Below are 21802 nucleotides of genomic sequence, written 5' to 3' on the forward strand. Positions count from 1 at the left end.
TCATGGCCACTGATCCATGTACATTAAGCCCTGCCCTTGTATCCGTCCTTCAGCGGCACAATCCGGTTGAACACTTTGCGTTCCTCACCGGTCAACACAAGATCGGCGCAAAAAAATCCGTGGCGCATAAATTGGAATTTCTCCCCCGGCTTCGCTTCCGCCGCGTACGGCTCCAGCAGGCAACCCGTCAGCACTTTGCGCGATTCCGAGTTGATGCAATCGCTCCAGCTTTCCCCTTCGCCCGGCGTCTCTTCACCAAGAAGCAGCTTGTCGTACAAATGCACCTCCGCCGGCACGGCATGCTTCGCCGGAACCCAGTGGATCGTTGCCTTCACTTTGCGTTCGTTGAAGCCGCTGCCGCTCTTCGTGCGCGGATCATACGTACAGCGCAGCTCCGTAATTTCGCCCGTGGCTTCGTCCTTGACGGCTTCCTCGCAGCGAAGGAAATACGCACCCTTCAGGCGCACCTCGCCGCCCGGCACGAGCCGGTGATATCCCGGCGCAGGGATCTCCATAAAGTCCTCGCGCTCAATGTACAGCTCCCGTCCGAACGGAACGAGACGTTTGCCAAGTTCGCGGTTCTCGCTGTTATTTTCCAGCTCCAGCAGTTCTTCCCCGCCTTCCGGATAGTTGATGATCGTCACCTTCAGGGGGTCCAGCACCGCCATCATGCCGGGCGCCGAAGCTTTGAGATCCTGCCGTAGACAATGCTCCAGCAGCGAAAAATCAATGACCGCCTGATTGCGCACCATACCGATTTCTTCCACGAACCGCCGGATGCTCTCCGGGGTGAACCCCCGGCGGCGCAGCCCGCGCAGTGTAGGCATCCGCGGATCATCCCACCCGTCGACGTAACCGCCGGCAACAAGCTGCCGCAGATAACGTTTGCTCGTCACGACACCGGTGAGATTGACCCGGCCGAATTCCCTTTGCTTCGGGGCTTCAGGGAATTCCAGCGCCTCCAGCACCCATTCGTACAGCGGCCGGTGATCCTTGAACTCTTGCGAGCACAGCGAATGGGTCACGCCTTCGATCGCATCTTGAACCGGGTGGGCATAGTCATACATCGGATAGATGCACCATTTGTCGCCCGTCCGGTAATGCGGCGCATGGATAATCCGGTAGAGCACCGGATCCCGCAAATTGATATTCGGCGAGGCCATATCGATCTTCGCCCGCAAAACCCTGGTTCCGGTAGGATATGCGCCTGCCCGCATCGCGGTGAATAGAGCCAGATTCTCTTCCGGCGTCCGGTTCCGGTACGGACTGTCCGTGCCCGGCTCGGTCAGCGTCCCCCGGGAAGCCGACAGCTCCTCCGCCGTCAGGTCGCATACGTACGCTTTGCCCTTGCGGATCAGCGCAACCGCGCAGTCATAGATGCGTTCCGAATAATCGGAGCCGAAATAAATATGCTCGCCGGGATCGCAGCCCAGCCACTTGATATCCTCGGTAATGGCCGTTACATATTCCATATCCTCTTTAAGCGGATTCGTATCATCGAACCGCAGATTAAATTGTCCACCGAACGCTTTGGCCAAGCGATAATTCGTATGGATGGCAAAAGCACTCCCAATATGAAGATACCCGTTTGGCTCCGGCGGAAACCGGGTGCATATCTCCCGGCCGTATACGCCCTCGGCAATATCGGCCTTGATGATTTTCTCCATAAAGTCGTCTTTCTCGGTCATGACTTCATTTATTCGCGTCATCTTCATCCCTCCTGTTTATTGGCAAACCGCTAATTCTCCAGGTTCTTGCAGCCTTTTTGGACAATAAAAAAATCCCACCTCCAAGACGTTGGTCTTGGGGACGAGATTGTTCGCGGTGCCACCCCAGGTTTATTAACATGTCGCCATGCTAACCTCTGAAAGTACGGCCATACGCCGGATCAAGCTCGCATGGGTTATACTCCGGCTCTGTAACAGGAGCGCCTGTCAGACCATCCCCGGTATTCCGCCGGTTCCGGTCCGCCGCTCGGAGGCTTGGTTCAGTCCGCGTGTCCCTGCCCCTTTTCAGCAACCGGGGCTCTCTGTGAGGTAACGTCGGACTTACTCTTCTCGTCGTCGCGTTTGTCATTGTTGCCTAATAGCATACCAGAATTTTTGCCGTTGTAAAGCGGCCTGGCGACTACGCCTCTCCGGTGAGCGCCGCCAGCAGCGACTGCGCCTCCTCATGGTCCGGAGCCAGCGTCAGCGCCTTGCGGGTGTATGCGATTGCGGATTCCAGATCATCCGCTTCATAGCGGCAGATCGCCAGGCAATACAGCACCGTAATATCCGGCGTTTCGCTTTCGGCCTCCAGCGATTGCCCAAGAAACCACTCGGCGGCGGCATACCGTTCCATTTCGAACAGCAGCAGTCCGGCGTCAAGCGCCAGATCGTACGGCTGCGGCATTTCGTAATAACCGGACCACATGGCATAAATACCGCTGCGCAGGTCTTCCAGCTCCTCGTCGCTCGCTTCCGATAGCAGACCGGATAACTGTTCGGCATTCTGGATAAACCATTCGGCATCGAAGCAACCCAGCCGCCAGAAGGCAAGGAACGGCTGAAGCTCCATAGACCCGATCTGCCGGTCCACCAACAGCTTCAGGCTGAAAAAGTCATCCGGTCCGAATCTGCCGATAAACCGGTTGTAGGCCAAACGGGTATGCCGAAGCTCCTGCGGCCGTTCGGTCATGGCAATGATGCCCACGTTAAGGTTTTTGTAATGATGCTTCGTAAAAAAGGATTGTGCCCCGCGCTGTCCGAAAACATGCGTCATAGCATGATAATTAGCCGTAAAAGACACGCTGCCGTGATGAATCAGCGACGGCGGCGCGGCAAACCTCCAGTTCTCCATCCGGTGGTCGCCCTTATCGGCGGTCAGCAGCAGGAACCCGGAACGGGATAAGGCGCCAAGCCGCTCCATGCAGGCGATCGCCGTATCCGGAAACAGGATATGCGAGTCCTCCAGCTCCGCCTGATACAGCCGGGTCGTCTCCCGGTATGGATAGTCCGGCGTTTCGTAAACTTCGGCGCGGCGGTAATGATACGCCGGAGCCAGCTTGCCGAGCAGCTCCCCCGGTTTCATGGCCTCATGGTTCTCCGGCAGCCCCAGCGAAATTTCGCATTCGAAGATGCGGCCTTCATCCACGTAGATCAGCTGCTGCGGAATGCTGTCAAAGAAGTAATTGGCAATGACGAATACCGGCTGGCTCAACGAACCGGCCGAAATGACCTCGCCGCTGTGCAGCAGATAAAGCTCCCGGTCCAAGGTCGCATCGAAGCGGGCGAAATCGAGCACGCCTTGCTCGCAGTAAGGCCGAAGCTTCGGATGGCGCTGCCAGCTTGTTATATTTTTATCCGAGAAATCGGTCAAAATATACCGGTAAGGCGGCAGCGCCATGCCCGATTCGGCCACCAGTCGCTCCAGCCGATGAAGGATATGAAAGCCCAGCCGGCCGGGACCGGCGCCGAGCTCTGCAATCACGACCGGCTCTTCCGGGTCGCCGAGCGCTGCCCGGTCCAGCAAAAATCCGAAGATCATCTCGGCGTACGCCTCGGCAATCATCGGATTGCTTGTAATATATTGCGGCACCTGGTCATTACGCCAGGCATCCGGCCCAAGTTCATTGTAGTAAGTCCGAAGCATTTCCCAGATCGGAGCCTCGCTGAAACGGTAATGCGGTTCGTCGTGTTCGTTCATGGATCGGTATACCTGCGCTTTCTCTCGGGATCATTCCTTTTCATGAAGCTAGCATCCCCGATCCTGGCGCATCTGTCAACTAACGGAGCCTGCAGGATGCCGGTAACGGCAGAAGTGAGCATTCTTGCTACTTTAAAAAGATCCGGACCTGGTTATCGCCTGTCCGTTTCATTACCCGATAGCCGGAGGAGGCCGCGGTTGCGATTCCATCCGCGTTCGGCCGGCAGTAGCCGCCGGCTACGCAGGAGCCGTCGTCGCGTACGAGCAGCTTGCCGACGAGGCCGACAGCCACCCACTCGTCCCGCTCGCGGCGCGGAATATAGGTCATTGAAGCGTTCCAGTCCGGGTTAAGCACAGGTTCGGTTTTGACGGAAGCGGCACGCACGATATGGCCTTCCTCATCCCGGATCTCCGGTACTTCGACCTCTGCGTACCGGATTCGATCCCATTCGTCGGTGACAAACAGCTTATGCCAGCGCAGGTCGCTGGCATCGGCGAGCACCGCCGGTCTGGCGCTGACGACGCCCAGAATATATTCGTCGCCTCCCGTTGCTGTCCGGATTTTGTCGCCGGAGTCGTCAAACGTGACGAAATACCCCGGCTCGATGGCAGAGCCGTCCGCCGTCTCGAACATCTCGGCATAATCGGCCGCCGCCGGCGAGATCACCGTGCCGTCCAGATAAAGATTTCCGGTGGAGCCTTCGATCACCGCGGCGTTCAGCGTCGGGCCGACGGCCAGGCCGTTCGCCAGATGCCAGGAATAGGCGAAACGGGTCGAACCGTTCTGGCCCATGATATGGGCGCCGGTATGGGTAGGCAACACTATCGTGTTCTCCCCTTCGGCATGCGAATTCGGGGCGAAGGCCTGGGTCATAAATCCTTCGGCATGGGAAGCCTGACCGTCGGCTGTCGTGTTGGCACCTTCTGCGTGGGCATACGGGCCGCTGGAGGACGTGCTGACGCCCTCCGCGTGGGAAAAAGACCCGCCGGCCGTCGTATTTGCTCCTTCCGCATGGGCAGAGGGGCCGCTGGCCGTCGTCTGGAAGCCCTCGGCATGCGCCGCAGCGCCGCTGGCCAGCGTCGTCTGGCCCTCCGCGTGGGCAAAATCGCCGAGCGCCCGCGGCCCAGGGGCAATGGTGGCATCAAAGGTGCCGCCTTCGGCATGCGAGGCAATGCCCCAGGCCACGGTGGCCAGCCCTTCGGCATGCGCCGCCGCGCCGTTCGCATAGTTCGAAGCGGCGTTGCCGAACGAATCCGGCCCGCCGCCCTCGACATGGGACGCTCTGCCCCCGGCGGAATTGCCTTCGCCTTCGGCATGGGCGTTCAGCGCGCCGGATTGCGTCTGGGTCTGAAAGCCTTCGGCATGGGAGTGATCTCCTGCCGCCTGCGTGCCGTTGCCTTCGGCGTGGGCCATCGTTCCGGAAGCAACGGTCAATGCGCCTTCCGCGTGGGCCCCATCTCCGGAGGACGTGGTGGCGTACCCCTCCGCATGGGAGGCCACGCCCGAGGCTACGCTTGATGTCCCCTCGGCGTGAGACGTATCCCCTGTCGCCTGTGCCAAATTCCCTTCCGCATGGGAGGCGTTGCCGCTGGCTACCGTCGTATTGCCCTCCGCATGAGACGTATCGCCGCTGGCCAGCGTCGAGTAACCTTCCGAATGCGAGGCGGCCCCGCTGGCCGTTGTTTCCAGTCCTTCCGCAGTAGCGGCAAAGCCGCTCGCCGTATTACCGACTCCGTTTCCCACCATGATCACCGCTTTCTTCCGTATTACCCTATAACTATGTCCACGGTTTTGCGGCAGCAACGGCCTGCTGTCCAATCCCTACAAAAATGTGTTTTGTCCCAGCGCCCGTTACGGAGATTACCAACAAGAAATTAACTTACTAAAGTTGAGAAACATTAAATTATATAGTAATATAGAATTAACGATATGAAAGTGAGGCGGATGAGGATGAGCGATTTTTCGCATTCGATGGAAATAGGAATCAGCACGTTTTTGGAGACGACCCCCGACCCGGCGACCGGGAAAATTATGAACCATGCCGAACGGCTGCGTAATGCCGTTGAAGAAATTGTGTTGGCCGATCAGGTGGGCCTTGATGTGTACGGCATCGGCGAGCATCACCGGATCGACTATGCCGGCAGCGCGCCGGCGATCGTCCTTGCTGCAGCGGCAGGAATGACCAAACATATCCGCCTGACCAGCGCGGTAACGGTCCTCTCCTCCGACGATCCGGTGCGCGTGTACCAGTCCTTCGCTACGCTGGACGGCATTTCGAACGGCCGTGCGGAAATCATGGCCGGACGCGGCTCGTTTATCGAGTCCTTCCCGCTGTTCGGCTACAGTCTTGACGACTACAATGAGCTGTTTGAGGAGAAGCTCGAGCTGCTGCTCAAGATCCGCGAGTCCGAGCGGGTCAGCTGGCCCGGCGGACATCGTCCGGCGATCCACAACCTGCCGGTCTACCCGCGGGCCGTACAGGACCCGCTTCCGGTATGGATCGCGACCGGCGGCAATCCCGAATCGGCCATCCGGGCCGGCATTCTCGGCCTCCCGGTTGCCTTCGCCATCATCGGCGGCATGCCGGAGCGTTTTGCCCCGCTGGTGTCGCTCTATAAGGAAGCGGCAGCCAAAGCAGGTCATGATCCGGGCAAGCTGCAGATTGCAACCCATTCGCACGGCTTTGTCGCGGACACGACCGAGCAGGCGGCGGATTTGTTTTATCCGCCGACCCAGGCCCAGATGAACGTGATCGGCCGCGAACGGGGCTGGAATCAGCCGTACACCCGCGCCACGTTCGACGATGCGCGCAGCCTGCGCGGCGCGTTGTATGTCGGCGACCCGGAATACGTCGCCGAGAAGATCCTGCTTTTGCGCAAAAATCTCGGCGTCACCCGCTTCTTCCTCCATGTCAACGTCGGCACGATGCCGCACCGCGAGGTACTCCGCGCGATCGAGCTGCTGGGGACGAAGGTTGCGCCGATCGTCCGCCGGGAGCTGGCGCGCGAAAGCGAATAACCGGAGGAATAGCCGGCAATGATGCCGTCCATACTAAGGAGGTTCCTGCATGTCTGCTGCGGCGGCTGTGCGGGAACCTCCTTTTTTGTGCCGATTCGGGGGTGGCTGCAACTTATTTTCAGCTATAATAGACAGTCCGGCGGAAGGTGTCGCCTACTTTACAAATGATTAAAATTTGAATATTGAAGATTTCAAGGGTAAGCGCTATATTCTTGGATGCAGAAACACAACTTGAGACAGGAGGAACGGCAATGAGACTGCAGGATAAAGTAGCTGTAATTACGGGAGCGGCCTCCGGCATGGGGAAAGCGATGGCCATTTTGTTTGCCAAGGAAGGTGCAAAGGTCGTCGTTTCCGACATTCATGAGGAGGCGGCGGGACAAACCGCAGCCGAGATCAAGGCGGCGGGCGGAACCGCGATCGCCGTCAAAACCAACGTCGCCGTGGAAGCGGATATTCAGCACCTGATCGACCATACGGTAACCGAGTTCGGAACGGTGGACATACTCGTCAACAACGCCGGCATCATGGACAATTTCGAACCCGCCGGCGATATTCAGGATGAGAGCTGGGAACGGATTTTCGCCGTGAACACGACCTCCGTCATGCGGGCCACGCGCAAGGTTTTGCCGATTTTTCTCGAGAAGAAAAAGGGCGTTATCGTCAATGTCGCCTCAGCCGGCGGACTTTACGGCGCACGCGCCGGAGCCATCTATACCGCGTCGAAGCATGCCGTTGTCGGCTTTACGAAAAATACCGGCTTCATGTACGCAAAGGAAGGCATCCGCTGCAACGCCATCGCGCCGGGCGGCGTGGAGACGAATATCGGCAGCTCGATGACCCGCATCAACGAATTCGGCATGGGCCGCATCCAGGCAGGCCTCGCGCTGAATCCGCGCAACGGCAAGCCGGAAGAAATCGCCCGGCTGGCGCTGTTCCTCGCCTCCGACGAAGCCAGCTTCATCAACGGCACGGTCGTAACCGCCGACGCCGCCTGGACTGCCTATTAACGACGCAGATTGTTGAAAGCTGCTCGATGAGTAACGAGCACTTGGGCAACAGACAACTGAACTATGATCAATGAATAATAGTAATGAGCAAAAGACTGCACTCTGTAACATATCTGCAGCCTGCAACGGATGCTTTCTACCCGCGAGTTTGGGGTGAGGGGCATCCGTTTTTTGTGCCATCTTTGTATTTGGGACCAGAGAAAAGAACACTGCTATTTTTGCATGGCACTACACTTTTCAAGGGATCCTGCATCTTTAGCATGAGTCCCATGTTTTACAAGGAGAGCTGCATTTTTCGCATGGACTCTGCGCTTTACAAGAAAAGCCGCATTTTTCGCATGGACTCTGGGTTCCCAGTTCTACTTTTCGTCACATCGCCCGTGCTGTAGTTTCGGTATACTCAAGCTGAAAACGGGCCTTAATTGGCAAAACGTTATATTTCATCTACAAGGACGTGAACCGATGAAACTTGAAATTGTTAAACGTTTTTTTGAACTGACCGAGCAGTTTAGCGCGGCGGAGGAAGATTACGCGGAGATTTTTCATCCGGAGATCGAACAGACGGAATATCCCAATGCTTTAACCGCTCAGGTGACAGTCAGCGACCATGCAACGCTGTTCCGGCGGATGCAAAACGGCAAAGGCCTGCTGGCCAAGCAAAGCTACGCGCTTCAGCGCGCCTTCGAAGCGGGCGACACGCTGATTGCCGAAGTCATCTGGACCGCCACGGTCGCCGTCGACGCCGGCCCTTTTAAAGCCGGACAAGAACTGAAAGCCTATTTCTGCTGCGTGTTCGAATTCAAGGACGGATTGATCCACCGCCAGCGCAACTACGATTGTTTTGATCGTTTTTAGAGTAATCTATCGAGTCAGACGATTATGGGCAAGTACAGGGGCAAATCTGTTGGCGGCATTCTTGCGGGTTGCACCACACAGGGGTCATAGGTCGAATGATTGTTGTGGCTCTCGGCTCGCGCTGTTGGTCATTAGACGCATTGTTTTGGAGCAGATCCCTCGTTTCTGATGGGTTTTAAGGCATTCGGCAGCTGTTTTGGTTTAATACCTCCGGGCTTACGGACCTGAGCGCCGTTATTTGTAAAAATTCAGCGATTCCAACCCACTAACGGACATGAGCGCCGTTATTTAAGCAAAATAGGCACTTTTTCTGCATCTCCAGCTGCAATAACGGCTCTCAGGTCCGTTAAAATGGGAAATAGTGTGTTTTTCCGAAAATAACGGCTCTCATGTCCGCTACAGTCGCAGTTTCCTCCAAACACCCGGAGTTTGCCTGCTACCAGCAGCGTAGAAGTGAACACGCTGTGAGTTGCTGTGAGTTGCTTTGACTTTCATGGATACCTTGACCGTAGTACACCATCGTGAGCATGAGGATAGAACCATCAGCAGTTGCAGCCCCATCTTTTTCCGCAAAAAACCCTTCGCTTTGCACGCCTCCACCTTCCCCTCAACCGTCGCCTCTACTCCCCGCGTCCACCTTTATCCACCGCCAATGTATACTCGATCTCCTCCGGGATACACATAATTTTCACGTGTGCAAAGTTGGTTTTCCTTGACATCTCATCTTCCTCTCTCTAAACTGAAAGCGTAATTAATCTGATTCCGGAGCGAGTAGCATGATCACGATAAAAGATATCGCCAAAATCGCGGGCGTCTCCCATACGACGGTCTCCAGGGCGCTGAACGGCAATCCATTGATCAAGCCGGACACCCGTGAACGCATCATGCGGATCGCCGCGGACATGAATTATGTGCCGAATTACAGTGCCAAGAACCTCGTCACCCGCAAATCGAACACGATCGGCCTGTTCTTCTCCAGCATCAATCAGGGAACGTCGGCCAGCTTTCTGGTAGATGCCGTCAAAGGGATCTCGCAGGTGCTGGATGAGAATTACCTTTTAACGGTCAGCGGGATCGACAGCATTGCCCATCTGGAAGCCATCCACCCGCGCCGGTACGACGGCATTCTGGTGATGAGCCAGAGCGACATGGACAACGGGTTCATCTACCACGTCAAGTCCAGCGGTATCCCGCTTGTCGTGCTCAGCAGGCATCTGGATGATCCGGCAATCACGAACGTTGCCGCCGATGACCGCAAGGGCGTCAAGGCCGCCGTGGATTACGCCTATGAAATGGGCCACCGTAAGATGGCGCTTATTGAAGGCAAATCCGGGTTCAAATCCTCGTCCGAGCGCAAACATGGGTATCTCGACAGCCTGATGTCGCATGGCCTAGGGCTTGATCCGCAGTATTTTGCCTCGGGAGACTACAGCATTGAGAGCGGGTATTCCGCGATGATGCGGCTGCTCGAGCTGCCCGTCCGTCCGACGGCCGTCTTTTGCTGCAACGACGACATGGCGATCGGCGCCATGAACGCCTGCTTCGACAACGGCGTCAGCATTCCGGGCGATATGTCGCTGATCGGGTTCGACGATATCATGTTTGCTCAATATACGAATCCCTCCCTGACCACCGTCCGCAAGCCGGTCGCTGAGATCGGCATTGAGGGAACCAAACTGCTGCTGCATTTGATGGAGCATCCCGACGCGCCGCCGGTACAGCGGTTAACGGAAACCGAGCTGATTCCGCGCCGGTCTGTGGCAGCGCCGTTGCAAAGCTAAGAAGGTACGCGCGCTCCCCCCGGAATGGAGTCTATGTTGGTTGGGGCTTTTCCGTTCAGGCGCACCGCTACACCGCGCTGGTTCCGGCGCGGCACATTGTAACCGGGCCCCAACCTCGCATGATTTAAAAAAGAGACTATTCTCTTTTTTTAAAAAAATGTTCACGTGTGCAAAACAAAATCAAAGGAGTTATGATCCCTATGACAAACGTCCGTTTATCCCGAAAAACGTTCCCGGAACTTCCTGTGTATCCTGAACGCGTCATCCAATTCGGCGAAGGCAACTTCATGCGCGCATTCGTGGATTGGCAGCTGCAGCAGATGAATAATCAAGGGCTGTTCGACGGCAGCGCGGTGCTGATCCAGCCGATCGCCCAAGGCCCGGGCGGCATGTTTGAGGAGCAGGACCATCTGTACACGGTGCTGTTGAACGGCATTTTGAACGGCGAAACGGTCACTTCCAGCGAAATCATTACGTCCGTCAGCCGCGTTATGAACCCGTACGAAGATTTTGCCGCTTTCCTGGCTCTCGCCGAAGACGACAAGCTGGAGTTCATCACCTCCAATACGACGGAAGCCGGCATTGCCTATCACGCGGGCGACAAGCTGGACGATGCGCCTCCGGCGAGTTTTCCGGCGAAGCTGACATTGCTTTTGCATAAACGGTACACGCTCGGCAAAAAAGGCTTCGTCATCATCCCGTGCGAACTGATCGACCGTAACGGCGAGAAGCTGCGCGAAGTGGTGCGTCAGTACGCGGCCGACTGGCAGCTCGGCGACGGCTTCCTTAATTGGCTCGATAAAGAAAACACCTTTTGCTGCAGTCTCGTGGACCGCATCGTTCCGGGGTATCCGCGTGCACAGGCGGCCGAACTGGAAGAACGTCTCAGCTACCGCGACCAGCTGATGGTAACGGCCGAGCCTTTCCTGCTGTGGGTCATCGAAGGGCCGGAATGGCTAAAGGAAGGCTTACCGCTGGCCGAAGCCGGACTTAATGTGGTCGTGACGCCGGATATGACACCTTACCGGGAACGCAAGGTGCATCTCCTGAACGGTCCGCACACGGCGATGGTGCCGCTGGGATTGCTGGCCGGCCTGCAAACCGTTGAAGACGTGGTGACCGACGCGACCTTCTCCGTGTTCGTCTCTGGTCTGGTCGACCACGAACTGATTCCGATGCTCGACCTGCCGGCCGATGAACTGAAGTCGTACGCCGCAGCCGTGCTGGAGCGGTTCCGCAATCCTTTTATCCGCCATGAGCTGAGCTCGATCGCGCTGAACAGCATCTCCAAGTTCAAAACCCGTCTGCTGCCCCTGCTGCTGCGTTACGCCAGAGAACGCCAAGCGCTGCCGCCGCTGCTTAGCCTATCCTTCGCCGCCCTTCTCTACAGCTACCGTGGTGATAAAATCGCGCGTCAGGACAGCACGGACGTTACCGCCTTGTTCGATCAGGCATGGGCCGATCCCGCGACGTTCGTCACGTCGATTCTGAAGGAAAGCAGCCTCTGGGGCACCGATCTGAATGCGGTTCCGGGCCTGGCCGCCCGCCTGAATGCGCATATTGCCGAACTGGAAGCGGCAGGCGCCCGCGCGGCATTACAACAACTGGTTTAAGGAGTGAAGCGAAATGAGAACCTTGATGAAAATGAACGGACGCGACAATGTTGCCGTTGCCCTGCGGCCTCTTCAGTCCGACGAAACGCTGGAGGAGCACGGCGTTAAGCTGACCGTTGCCGCCGATGTGCCACAAGGCCATAAAATCGCCCTCGCCCCCGTGGCCGAAGGCGAAACCGTCGTCAAATACGGCTATCCGATCGGCTACGCCACGGATACCCTCGCTCCCGGGGACTGGGTGCATACCCACAATATCCGCACGACGCTGGCCGGCGAAGAGCAGTACGAATATGTGCCGGAGCTGCATCCGGTAAAATACCCGCCTTGCCACTTGACTTTCGACGGCTACCGTCGCAAAAACGGCAAGGTCGGCATCCGCAACGACCTGTTTATCGTGCCAACCGTCGGCTGCGTCAACGGCATCGCCGAGCAGATGCTCTCCGAGTTCAAGGCAGGCCATCCCGGCCTTGGCACCTTCGACAACATCACCGTGCTCAAGCATCCCTACGGCTGCTCCCAGCTCGGCGACGACCACAAAATGACGCGCAGCATTCTGCTGGACGCGGTGCATCACCCGAATGCCGGCGGCGTGCTCGTCTTCGGCCTCGGTTGCGAGAACAACATCGTCTCCGAATTTAAAACACTCTTGGGCGATTATGACGAAACCCGGGTCAAATTTCTCGTGGCCCAGGAAGTCGGAAACGAAGTGGAAGCCGGGCTGGCGCTGCTCGAGGAATTGTATGTAGCGGCGCAGGACGACCGCCGCGAGCCGGTACCGCTGAGCGAGCTGAATGTCGGGCTGAAATGCGGCGGCTCCGACGGCTTCTCCGGCATTACCGCCAACCCGCTGCTCGGCGCCTTCTCCGACTTCCTGATCAGCCAGGGCGGCAGCTCGGTGCTGACCGAGGTTCCGGAAATGTTCGGGGCCGAGAAAATGCTGATGGCCCGCGCGGAGAACCGCGAAGTGTTCGACAAAATCGTCTCGCTGATCAACAACTTCAAGCAGTATTTTCTCTCCTACGGGGAGCCGGTTTATGAGAATCCGTCGCCGGGCAACAAAGCCGGCGGCATCAGCACGCTGGAGGACAAATCGCTTGGCTGCACGCAAAAAGCCGGCACCTCCGCCGTCGTCGATGTCCTGCAATACGGGGAAAAACTCACGCGTAAAGGCCTCAGCCTGCTGCAGGCGCCGGGCAACGACCTCGTGGCCGCCTCCGCGCTCGCCGCCGCCGACTGCCAGCTTGTGCTGTTCACGACGGGCCGCGGCACGCCGTTTGGCAGCTTTGTACCGACGGTCAAGGTCGCGACAAACAACGATCTGTTCAACAAAAAAGGGCACTGGATGGATTTCAATGCCGGTCCGCTGCTGGACACGCCAATGGAAGAAGTGCTGGAGCGATTTATCCAATATTTAATCGAAGTCGCCAGCGGCCGCAAAACCCGCAACGAGGAAAACGAGGTCCGCGAGCTGGCTATCTTTAAAACGGGGGTTACGTTATGAGTGCCGGATTTTTGAACGAAGATTTCCTGCTGTCCACAGACACGGCGCGGCAGCTGTATCACGGGTATGCCAAAGCGATGCCGATCATCGATTACCACTGCCATCTCGATCCGAAGGAAATCTACGAAGACCAGCCTTTTGCCAATCTCACTGCCGCCTGGCTGTATGGAGACCATTATAAATGGCGCCTGATGCGGGCCAACGGCATACCGGAACAGCGCATCACCGGCGACGCCTCCGATTACGACAAGTTCCTGGCTTGGGCGGTCACGGTACCGAAGACGATCGGTAATCCGCTGTACAGCTGGACCCATCTGGAGCTGCGCCGCTTCTTTGGCGTAGATCTGCCGCTGAACGGGCAGAATGCGCCGGAGATCTGGGAGCAGGTTAACGCCAAGCTGGCCTTGCCGGAATATACCCGCCGCGCGCTGATCGTGAATTCCGGCGTCAAGCTGGTCTGCACGACCGACGATCCGGCGGACACGCTGGAATATCACCGCAAGCTGGCAGAGGAAGAAACGCGCTTCAAAGTGCTGCCGACCTTCCGTCCCGACAAGGCGCTGAATATCGACGCCGCGGGATTCGCGGAATGGATCAGCCGTCTGGAGACGGCAACCGGCCGCAAGGCAGCGTCGTTTGCCGAACTGGTGAAGCTGCTGCAGGACCGCGTGTTATTTTTCCATGAACATGGCTGCCGTCTCTCCGACCATGCGCTTGATGTGCTGAAATACGAAGCGGCCGACCGTGAGACGGTGGAAGCGATCTATGCCAAACGCCTTAGCGGCAAGGCGCTGACTGACGATGAAGTAACAAAGTATCGCACGGAGCTGCTGATCGAGCTGATCGCGATGTACGAACGCCAGGGCTGGACGATGCAGCTTCATCTGCATGCGTACCGCAACAACAACACGCCGATGTTCCGCAAGCTCGGACCGGACACCGGGTACGACGGCATCAACGACCTGCCGATCACCGTCTCCCTGTCCCGTCTGCTGGACCGGGCCGAGAGTGGCTCCGGCCTGCCGAAGACGATTTTCTATTCGCTGAATCCGGGCGACTATCCGGCGCTGCTCGCGCTGATGGGCTGCTATCAGAAGGACATTCCAGGAAAAATGCAGCTCGGCTCCGGCTGGTGGTACAACGACACCCGCGACGGTATGCGCCGCCAGTTGACGCTGCTGGCCGACAATGGCCTCTTGTCCCGGTTTGTCGGCATGCTGACCGACTCGCGCAGCTTCCTCTCCTATACTCGCCACGAATATTTCCGCCGTGTGCTATGCGAGTGGATAGGTGAGCTGGCCCAGCGCGGCGAGGCACCGGATGATCTCGGCCTGCTCGGCGCGATGACTGAAGCCATCGCCTACAAGAATGCGGCTAAATATTTTGGCTTCGGCCTATAGGAACTTAAATTTAGACATTTAAAATTTTCACGAAAATGCAATGATTTTTTCATAAAATCCATAGCATTGCCGGCCTTTTCGTCTTAAAATAGGGGAAATACTTTATTGGTAAAGGCGGGAAGGCAGCTGGAGAACCAAGGATTCGAGGAGACCGTCGACGGGCTTCTGGCGCGGGCGGGCAACGGCGTCGCCGTGAAATACGTGCTGCGCTTTCCGGAAGACCGGATGGTCGGCGGCAAATATCAGATGAGCACGCATACGATTTATTTATATATAGAAGAAATTATCCGCCAATGCCGTTTGCTGTTCGGATCGATCGATCGGCTGAAGGAATATATGGCCGTCATCACCGCCCATGAGCTGGGCCATTCCGTGGATTCAGAGCTTCCGGGCCTGGCGGACCGGCTGGACAAATCGCTTACGATACGCGAGCGCGCCGAGATTCAGCTGCGGATCGAGGAGAATGCCTGGAAATACGCGGTCACGCTGCTCCCGGAAATCGATTCCGATTTCATGCGGCGCATCATCGATGAGTCGCTTTCTTCTTACCGTCTCCGGCTGGAGAACGAGATCGCTTAATTCTTCGATGACACCCCATAAATAAGGTCAGGCCCCGCTGTGGGACCTGACCTTATTTATGGGGTAATTCATCTTATGGGTAATTATCGAATGCGCTTATGCTATTGGATTAATTGTCACGCTGACGGGCCCGGGCCTCGCCGCCTTTACGGCCGGCTTCCTCGCGGCTCATTTTCCCGTCATTGTTGCCGCCGTTTGAGTTACCGCGGGATTCCCCGCCTTTTTCACCGATTTCCTGGTAAAATTCGCGGTCATGGCTGTTTGACGTAGCCTCGCCGCCTTTTTGGCCGATTTCCTGATAAAACTCACGGTCATGATTTCTGGATGTTGTCTCTCCACCTTTACGGCCGGCTTCTTCGCGGCTCATCTTCCCATTCTGGTTGTTGTTCGCCATTTTGAATTCCTCCTTGTTAGGTCTTGAGTTCGTGTTGCCATATATACTTTACCCTTGCCTCCCCGAATGAAACATCCTTATCTTCGAATCGACTCTGGGACTTGACAGGTATGTGGTATAATAAAGTCAGTCCGGTCATGACCAATAGATAACTACGGAGGTGCAAGATGCTGGTATCTGGAGATAGAGTTTTCCACCCGTATCACGGTGCAGGATTTGTAAAGGAGGTGGAGATCCTTCAGATTGCGGGAACACCGCAGGAGTACTATAACATCTTCATCCTTGCCAACAGTCTCAGCGTGTACGTCCCTACCCGGGATTCTGAAAAAACGGGCCTGCGCAAGCTTTCCAGCGCCGAGCAGCTTGAAGAAGCACAGAATCTCTTTTTCGCGGATTCCGCCAAGCTTCCGGTAGGCAGTACGGAACGGAAAAATATGTTCAAAAATAAACTGCAGTCGGGCACGTCAGCCGATCTCTACGGAATTCTCAGAGATATCCTGTGCAGCAAGCAGCATGAAACGAAATTAACCGCCGACGATAAGCATACGATGGATCATATTGTGCATGTGCTGAAAAGTGAACTGATGATGATCAAGGACCTCACTCCGGATGAAGCCGAACAGCTGATGAAGGATGATATTGAGCGCCGGTCAGCGACTTTCGGTTGATATGCAAAAAAATGCCCTTTCGTTTCCCGGACGGGAATACGAAAGGGCATGAATGGTTTATAGGGTTAACGAGGCTGGAGGCGCACCGTCATCCCAAGTTCCAGCCGGGAAGATAAGCTGCGGTGTTCGCCAGCATTTCCTGCAGCAGCGCCCGGGCATCCCGCACGCCGACGGCGACGAGCGGATCGGCGGTGAACGCGCGGAACGCAAGATTGGCGTCCTTGGCCAGCCCCGCTCTCAGCGTGGTCTCCTGATTCGCGACATGGCGTTGCACCAGCGATTCCACCTCTGCCGGCAGACGGCCGGCGGCTACCGGCGTCACCCGGTTATGCGACAGCACGGCATTCGTTTCGACCACACTGGGCAGCGGCAGCCCCGTCATTTGCCCGGTATTCGGCAGATTGACATTGGTGATCAAATCGCCGAGGCCCAGCAGCGCCTTGATCTGAAGCACGCCCTCTTCCCCGGAGCCCTCCAGCTTCAGCGGTTCTTCCCCGCGGACCAGCCGCTCCGAGCGCTCCAGCAGCCGCGTGCGGTTGTCGGTCCGCCACGCCACCGGCGTCAGGCCGAACTTCCAGTAGGCGACTTCCTCCGGTGAAGCCAGATAGGACCTGCCGCAAAATTCGGCCAGATGGCGGTCACCCGCAGCCGCGACGATGCCGTACCGGCGGAACAGATCGAATTTGACCCGGTGCGCGGAGTCGAAATATTGGTTCATCCAGTGCGCTTTTTTTGGCTTGGAGAATCCTTCTTCATAATATTTGTCGACAAACTGACGGTACAGCGGCAGCAGATCCCGCCCCTCATATTCCACGCTATCCATCCATGTGAAGTGGTTGATGCCGAGCACATTCGTCTTGATCTCCGCACGGTGCACGCCGTCAATGCCCTCCATATCTTCCAGCATCTCTGCCATCAGCTTCTGCACCTCGAATACTTCATGGCAGCAGCCGAACGCCTTGATCTCCGGGAACACCTCGTACAGCGTCCGCGTGCATAGTGTCATCGGATTGGTATAGTTGATTACCCAGGCCTCGGGACAATAGGCTTTGATCGCTTCGGCAAAACCGGCATATAGCGGAATGGTGCGCAGCGCGCGGAGAATGCCTCCGGGGCCGACGGTATCGCCGACCGACTGGTAAATGCCGTATTTCTCCGGGGTATGCACATCGGAAGCCATTTCGGTAAATGTCCCCGGCACAATGGAGATGATGACGAAATCGGCGCCGCGCAGCGCATTCTCCAGACGGTCCACTGCTTCGTAACTCCAGGCACCCCGCGATTCGGGGAGAGCCGTCAGGCGGTTGCCGATGATTTCATTTTTGCGTGCCGCTTCCCTATCAATATCGTACAGCTTTACGGTGCCGGACAGCTCCGGACTCAGTGCCAGATCGCTCATCAGCCCCCAGGCCCAGCCGCGCGAGCCACCCCCGATGTACGCGATTTGCAGCTGCTCCACGCGGTTACCGTTTTTAATCATGATTGTTTCCTCCTAAGGTTCGAGTAAAATCACTTTCCTCCTTTCCAAATTATCAAAACATTAGAATGATATCTCCGCTACAAAGCGCATTTAATTGTAAAACCCCGCTTATTTTGCTATATTGGCCAAAAGAGTTGGAAAGGAGCGCTTATGTCCATTCAACAGCTGCCCGATCTTCTGCGTTATGAAGATAAAAACGACCCGCTCCGCATCGAATTCGACCGGAGGACGGGCCGTTTCTCCATGGCGGTGAACCACTACCACAGCGAATATGAGCTTTATTATTTGTTCAGCGGCGAACGGAATTACTTCATCAAAGACAGCGCCTTCCCGGTACGGGCCGGCGATCTAGTGCTGGTGGACACGAATGCGGTGCATAAAACCTCCGAGCTCAGCGTGCCGAATCACGAACGGATCGTACTGTATTTCGAGCCCGCCTATTTCGACGGCTTCACGCCCGAAGAACGGGATTTTCTGCTTGCGCCCTTCTCCCACGGCTATCCGCTGGTGCGTCTGAACCTGCAGGAACGGCTGCAGGCGGAGAGCCTGTTAACCTCCCTGCTGACGGAGCTGCACGGCAAGCCACCCGGCTATCGGCTGCACGTCCGGCACATGGCCGGTGAGCTGCTGCTGTATACGGCCCGCTGTTTTCAGCGTCGCGGTGCGGAAGCAGATTATGAGCCGACCCCGGTGCAGCGCAAAGTGTCGGATATCGTCCGCCACATCAACCGGTATTTCGCCGAGCCGCTGGAGCTGGACGCGCTTGCGCAAGCTTTTTACATCAGCAAAAGCCACCTGAGCCGCGTATTCAAGGAAGTGACCGGCTTCGGCTTCACCGAATACGTCAACATCACCCGCGTGAAGGAAGCGGAGCGGCTGCTGCGCGAGACCGATCGGAGCATCACCCATGTCTCGGAGCTGGCGGGTTTCGATAACTTTTCCCATTTCGGCAAAATGTTCAAGCGGCTCACCGGCCTGACGCCCCGGGATTACCGCAAGATGAACAAGGCGGGAGATGGCTCTTAACGGGTGCATAAAAAAAGCCCGCCCCCCTGATTCACAGGTGGACGGACAACCGTATCCCCTATTTATAATTCCAAGATTCCCGCTTTCGGCGTAACGCGGAACGCGGCGGCCAGGTCGGCGAGCTGCTGGTCCGTAATTTTTTGCTTGATCTCGCGGCCACCGATCAGATTGTAGACAATGGCGGCTTTTTCGATCGTTTCAACGAGCCCGAAGGTCGCGTCCATCGTTGCCCCGGTCACGAAGATGCCGTGCTGCGGCCAGACGACCACGCGGTAATCCTTCATTTTGTCGGCGGTGGCGCGGCCGATGTCGCTGCTGCCGGGCACCATCCACGGAATGACGCCGACGCCGTCCGGGAATACCACGAGGCATTCGGTGCACATTTCCCAGAGCGTTTTGGTGAATTTCAGTTCATCCAGGTCATGGGTAAACGTCATGGCGATAACGTTGGTGGCATGGGTATGCAGCACGATGCGATGCGACGGGTCCACCTTAAGGCGTTCGATATGGCTCATAAAATGGGAAGCCAGCTCGCTGGTCGGCACCGCGCCGTTCCGCAAGCCCCACAGCACTTCCACGCTGTCACCTGCTGCGCTCACACGCAATACGCCAAGGTTGGCTTCCGGATCTTTAATGACATTGCGGAAATACTTGCCGGAGCCAGTGACGATAAAGTAGTTGCCGGCCAGCTCGGTGACCGGGAAGTTCAGCTTAATCGTCCGCTGCGCTTGGGTGATATCGATGTATTTGGCAACTTCCGCTTCGTCCAGCAAATAGCTGATGTTGCCGCCGTTCAGCTCATCCCAGCCGAGCGACCACATATGATGGGTAATTTCCGACATCTCCTGGATAAACGGCGCTTCGCTGCTGGCGATATAGCCTTTGGTTTCAATCACGGATGTACTCATGGATTTCTCTCCTTTGCTTTCTGCTGAAAAGGCGGAGGGCCGCCCTTTCGTTATCTTGTCGTCAGCACTTCGTTTTCGTATTTCTTCACTTCGGCCAGCCACTGCTCGCGCACCGGCATGCCCTGCGAAGCGCAGTAATAATCCCATACCGCGCCGAACGGATACGACTTGAACTCTTCCACCAGCGCCAGACGGGATGTATAATCGCCCGCAAGCTCGATGGCTTTCAGCTCGGCCACCGGCTCCAGCATCGCGCGGAGCAAGGCCTTGATGGTATTGCGCGTGCCGATCACCCAGGCGGCGATGTGGTTGATGCTGCCGTCAAAGAAATCGAGCCCGATGTTCGTGCGAGGCAGTAGATTGCCGCGGACCAGCTCGCGGGCGATGTCGAGCAGCTCGTCGTCCATCGTGACGACATGGTCGCTGTCCCAGCGGACCGGACGGCTGACATGCAGCAGCAGCTGCTCGCTGAACATGAGAATCGACGAAAGCTTATTGGAGATCACTTCGGTCGGATGGAAATGGCCGGCGTCGAGGCAAATCGCTTTGCCGCGGGTCAGCCCGTAGCCCATATAAAATTCATGGGAGCCGACGACATAGCTCTCGGAGCCGATCCCGAACAATTTGCTTTCGACAGCGTCGATGTTGTACTGCGGATCGATCGGCTCGCTGAACACCTCGTCGAGCGATTCCATCAGCCGCTTGCGCGGCGAAAGGCGGTCGACCGGCGTATCCTTATAGCCATCCGGCACCCAGAAGTTCGTCACGCAGGTCTGGCCCAGCTCGCGGCCGAAATATTCGGCGATCTTGCGCGACGCCTTGCCGTGGCGGATCCAGAAGCCGCGGATATCATCATCCGCATGGCTCAGGGTAAAACCGTCCGCCGCCTTCGGATGGGAGAAACAGGTCGGGTTGAAATCAAGGCCCAGCCCCTGCTCCTTCGCCCACTCGACCCATGGCGCAAAATGGCGCGGCTCCAGCTCGTCCAAATCAACCTGCTCGTCGGTATCGGCATAAATCGCATGCAAATTCACTTTATGTTTGCCCGGAATCAGCGACAGAGCCTTCTCCAGGTCCTGGCGCAGCTCCTCCGGCGTGCGGGCACGGCCCGGATAGCTGCCGGTCACGGCGATTCCGCCGCTCAGTTCTTTATCCTTGAACAAAAAGCCTTTGACGTCGTCGCCCTGCCAGCAGTGCAGGGAGATTTTGACCTGCGCCAGCTTTTCCAGTACCTCGTCGACATTGATGCCATGCGCAGCGTACAGCTTTTTGGCTTCGTTGTAACTATTCATGATGCTCTGATCCATGTGGTACCTCCTGAAAGTGTTGTGAGCATCCGCTCCATGGGGAGGTCTCCCCGGTGTATGTCTGACTGTAATCGCCTATTCAGCCCCGGATGTGGCGCTTCGCCCGCTGCCAGCTCCTGTAAGCCCACTCGATACTCCTCCCGGCTTGCTCCAACTCTCCGTAAAGCTAGCTTACGGACACGAGAGCCGTTATTTGGCGCAAACCGCCTGATTTCTCAGAACAACGGACACCAGAGCCGTTATTTGCCCCGAACCGGCTCTTTTTCAGGCCTAATGCCGCAAATAACGGCGCTCAGGTCCGTTAATTCGGGAAATAACCCCGATTCAGACGAATAGCGGCGCTTAGGTCCGTTAGGCCGACGGCTCAGGTCCGTTACCCGGGAAAGCTTAGTTCGGTCGACGGCGCTCGGCTCCGTGAGGCCGGAAAAGCTCGTTCGGCCGACGGCGCTCAGGTCTGGTACCCGGGGAGAACTTAGTTCGGACACCAGCGCTCGGCTCCGTGAGGCCGGAAAGGCCCGATCCGGGCGAATCGCAGCGCTCAGCCCGTTAGCCCGGAACGGCTCCGTTCGGCCGA

17 protein-coding genes and 1 other annotated feature are annotated in these 21802 nt (G+C 57.1%); of the genes, 10 read left to right on the forward strand and 7 right to left on the reverse strand.

From position 1 onward, the window contains the following. Positions 1-23: 23 nt before the first annotated feature. From BMW84_RS21020 to BMW84_RS21030, 3 genes are all read right to left on the reverse strand, one after another. Positions 24-1709, reverse strand: a complete 1686-nt coding sequence (locus BMW84_RS21020) for a glutamine--tRNA ligase/YqeY domain fusion protein (RefSeq protein WP_091071745.1) — start codon at positions 1707-1709, stop codon at positions 24-26. A 93-nt stretch (positions 1710-1802) separates the two neighbouring features. Further along, positions 1803-2073, reverse strand: a binding site (T-box leader). A gap of 54 nt (positions 2074-2127) precedes the next feature. After that, positions 2128-3687 (reverse strand): tetratricopeptide repeat protein, encoded by a 1560-nt coding sequence (locus BMW84_RS21025; RefSeq protein ID WP_091071747.1) that lies wholly within the window; start codon positions 3685-3687, stop codon positions 2128-2130. 127 nt (positions 3688-3814) lie between these two features. Beyond that, entirely contained in the window at positions 3815-5434 is a 1620-nt protein-coding gene (locus tag BMW84_RS21030) for a peptidase G2 autoproteolytic cleavage domain-containing protein (RefSeq protein ID WP_091071749.1), read from the reverse strand. A gap of 204 nt (positions 5435-5638) precedes the next feature. Between BMW84_RS21030 and BMW84_RS21035 the strand changes: the two genes are divergently transcribed. The 8 genes from BMW84_RS21035 to BMW84_RS21070 all read left to right on the forward strand — a co-directional run bounded on the left by BMW84_RS21035 (position 5639) and on the right by BMW84_RS21070 (position 15445). Beyond that, positions 5639-6706: an LLM class flavin-dependent oxidoreductase gene (locus tag BMW84_RS21035; RefSeq protein WP_091071751.1), complete on the forward strand. Its 1068-nt coding sequence runs from the start codon at positions 5639-5641 to the stop codon at positions 6704-6706. A gap of 251 nt (positions 6707-6957) precedes the next feature. Continuing rightward, on the forward strand, positions 6958-7716 hold the full coding sequence (locus BMW84_RS21040; protein WP_091071755.1) for an SDR family oxidoreductase: 759 nt from the start codon (positions 6958-6960) through the stop codon (positions 7714-7716). 462 nt (positions 7717-8178) lie between these two features. Further along, the gene (locus BMW84_RS21045; RefSeq protein ID WP_091071757.1) at positions 8179-8571 is read left to right on the forward strand and encodes a nuclear transport factor 2 family protein; all 393 of its coding nucleotides are present in this window, start codon (positions 8179-8181) and stop codon (positions 8569-8571) included. Between the two features lie 776 nt (positions 8572-9347). Further along, a complete protein-coding gene (locus BMW84_RS21050) occupies positions 9348-10352 on the forward strand; it encodes a LacI family DNA-binding transcriptional regulator (RefSeq protein ID WP_091071759.1) in 1005 nt (334 codons plus the stop codon). Positions 10353-10552: 200 nt separating this feature from the next. After that, a complete protein-coding gene (locus tag BMW84_RS21055) occupies positions 10553-11965 on the forward strand; it encodes a tagaturonate reductase (RefSeq protein ID WP_091071761.1) in 1413 nt (470 codons plus the stop codon). Between the two features lie 13 nt (positions 11966-11978). After that, positions 11979-13466, forward strand: a complete 1488-nt coding sequence (locus BMW84_RS21060; protein ID WP_091071762.1) for a UxaA family hydrolase — start codon at positions 11979-11981, stop codon at positions 13464-13466. Then, entirely contained in the window at positions 13463-14866 is a 1404-nt protein-coding gene (gene uxaC, locus BMW84_RS21065) for a glucuronate isomerase (protein ID WP_091071764.1), read from the forward strand. The genes BMW84_RS21060 and uxaC overlap by 4 nt, the downstream gene beginning before the upstream one ends. Positions 14867-14971: 105 nt before the next feature. Beyond that, a complete protein-coding gene (locus tag BMW84_RS21070) occupies positions 14972-15445 on the forward strand; it encodes a hypothetical protein (protein WP_254773078.1) in 474 nt (157 codons plus the stop codon). 109 nt (positions 15446-15554) lie between these two features. Here BMW84_RS21070 and BMW84_RS21075 read toward each other — a convergent pair whose 3' ends face one another. Further along, complete coding sequence (locus BMW84_RS21075) at positions 15555-15839, reverse strand: KGG domain-containing protein (protein WP_091071766.1); 285 nt, start codon at positions 15837-15839, stop codon at positions 15555-15557. A 167-nt stretch (positions 15840-16006) separates the two neighbouring features. Here BMW84_RS21075 and BMW84_RS21080 point away from each other — a divergent pair, with 167 nt between their 5' ends. Further along, entirely contained in the window at positions 16007-16507 is a 501-nt protein-coding gene (locus tag BMW84_RS21080; RefSeq protein WP_091071767.1) for a CarD family transcriptional regulator, read from the forward strand. An 88-nt stretch (positions 16508-16595) separates the two neighbouring features. On the opposite strand, the gene BMW84_RS21085 is transcribed toward BMW84_RS21080, so the two are convergent. After that, positions 16596-17984: a family 4 glycosyl hydrolase gene (locus BMW84_RS21085; RefSeq protein ID WP_217646147.1), complete on the reverse strand. Its 1389-nt coding sequence runs from the start codon at positions 17982-17984 to the stop codon at positions 16596-16598. Between the two features lie 153 nt (positions 17985-18137). On the opposite strand from BMW84_RS21085, the gene BMW84_RS21090 reads away from it, so the two are divergent. Continuing rightward, positions 18138-19013: a helix-turn-helix domain-containing protein gene (locus BMW84_RS21090; protein ID WP_091071771.1), complete on the forward strand. Its 876-nt coding sequence runs from the start codon at positions 18138-18140 to the stop codon at positions 19011-19013. A gap of 62 nt (positions 19014-19075) precedes the next feature. Here the strand turns inward: BMW84_RS21090 and rhaD are convergent, their stop codons facing one another. Together rhaD and rhaA are read right to left on the reverse strand one after the other, a co-directional pair. Next, positions 19076-19921, reverse strand: coding sequence for a rhamnulose-1-phosphate aldolase (rhaD, locus tag BMW84_RS21095; protein WP_091071772.1), 846 nt, complete (start codon positions 19919-19921; stop codon positions 19076-19078). A 50-nt stretch (positions 19922-19971) separates the two neighbouring features. Further along, positions 19972-21228 carry an L-rhamnose isomerase gene (rhaA, locus tag BMW84_RS21100; protein WP_091071774.1) on the reverse strand — a complete coding sequence of 419 codons (1257 nt, stop codon included), beginning with the start codon at positions 21226-21228 and terminating at the stop codon, positions 19972-19974. Positions 21229-21802 lie beyond the last annotated feature (574 nt).

It is taken from the genome of Paenibacillus sp. NFR01 (assembly GCF_900111565.1).
Taxonomy (GTDB): Bacteria; Bacillota; Bacilli; order Paenibacillales; family Paenibacillaceae; genus Paenibacillus_AQ.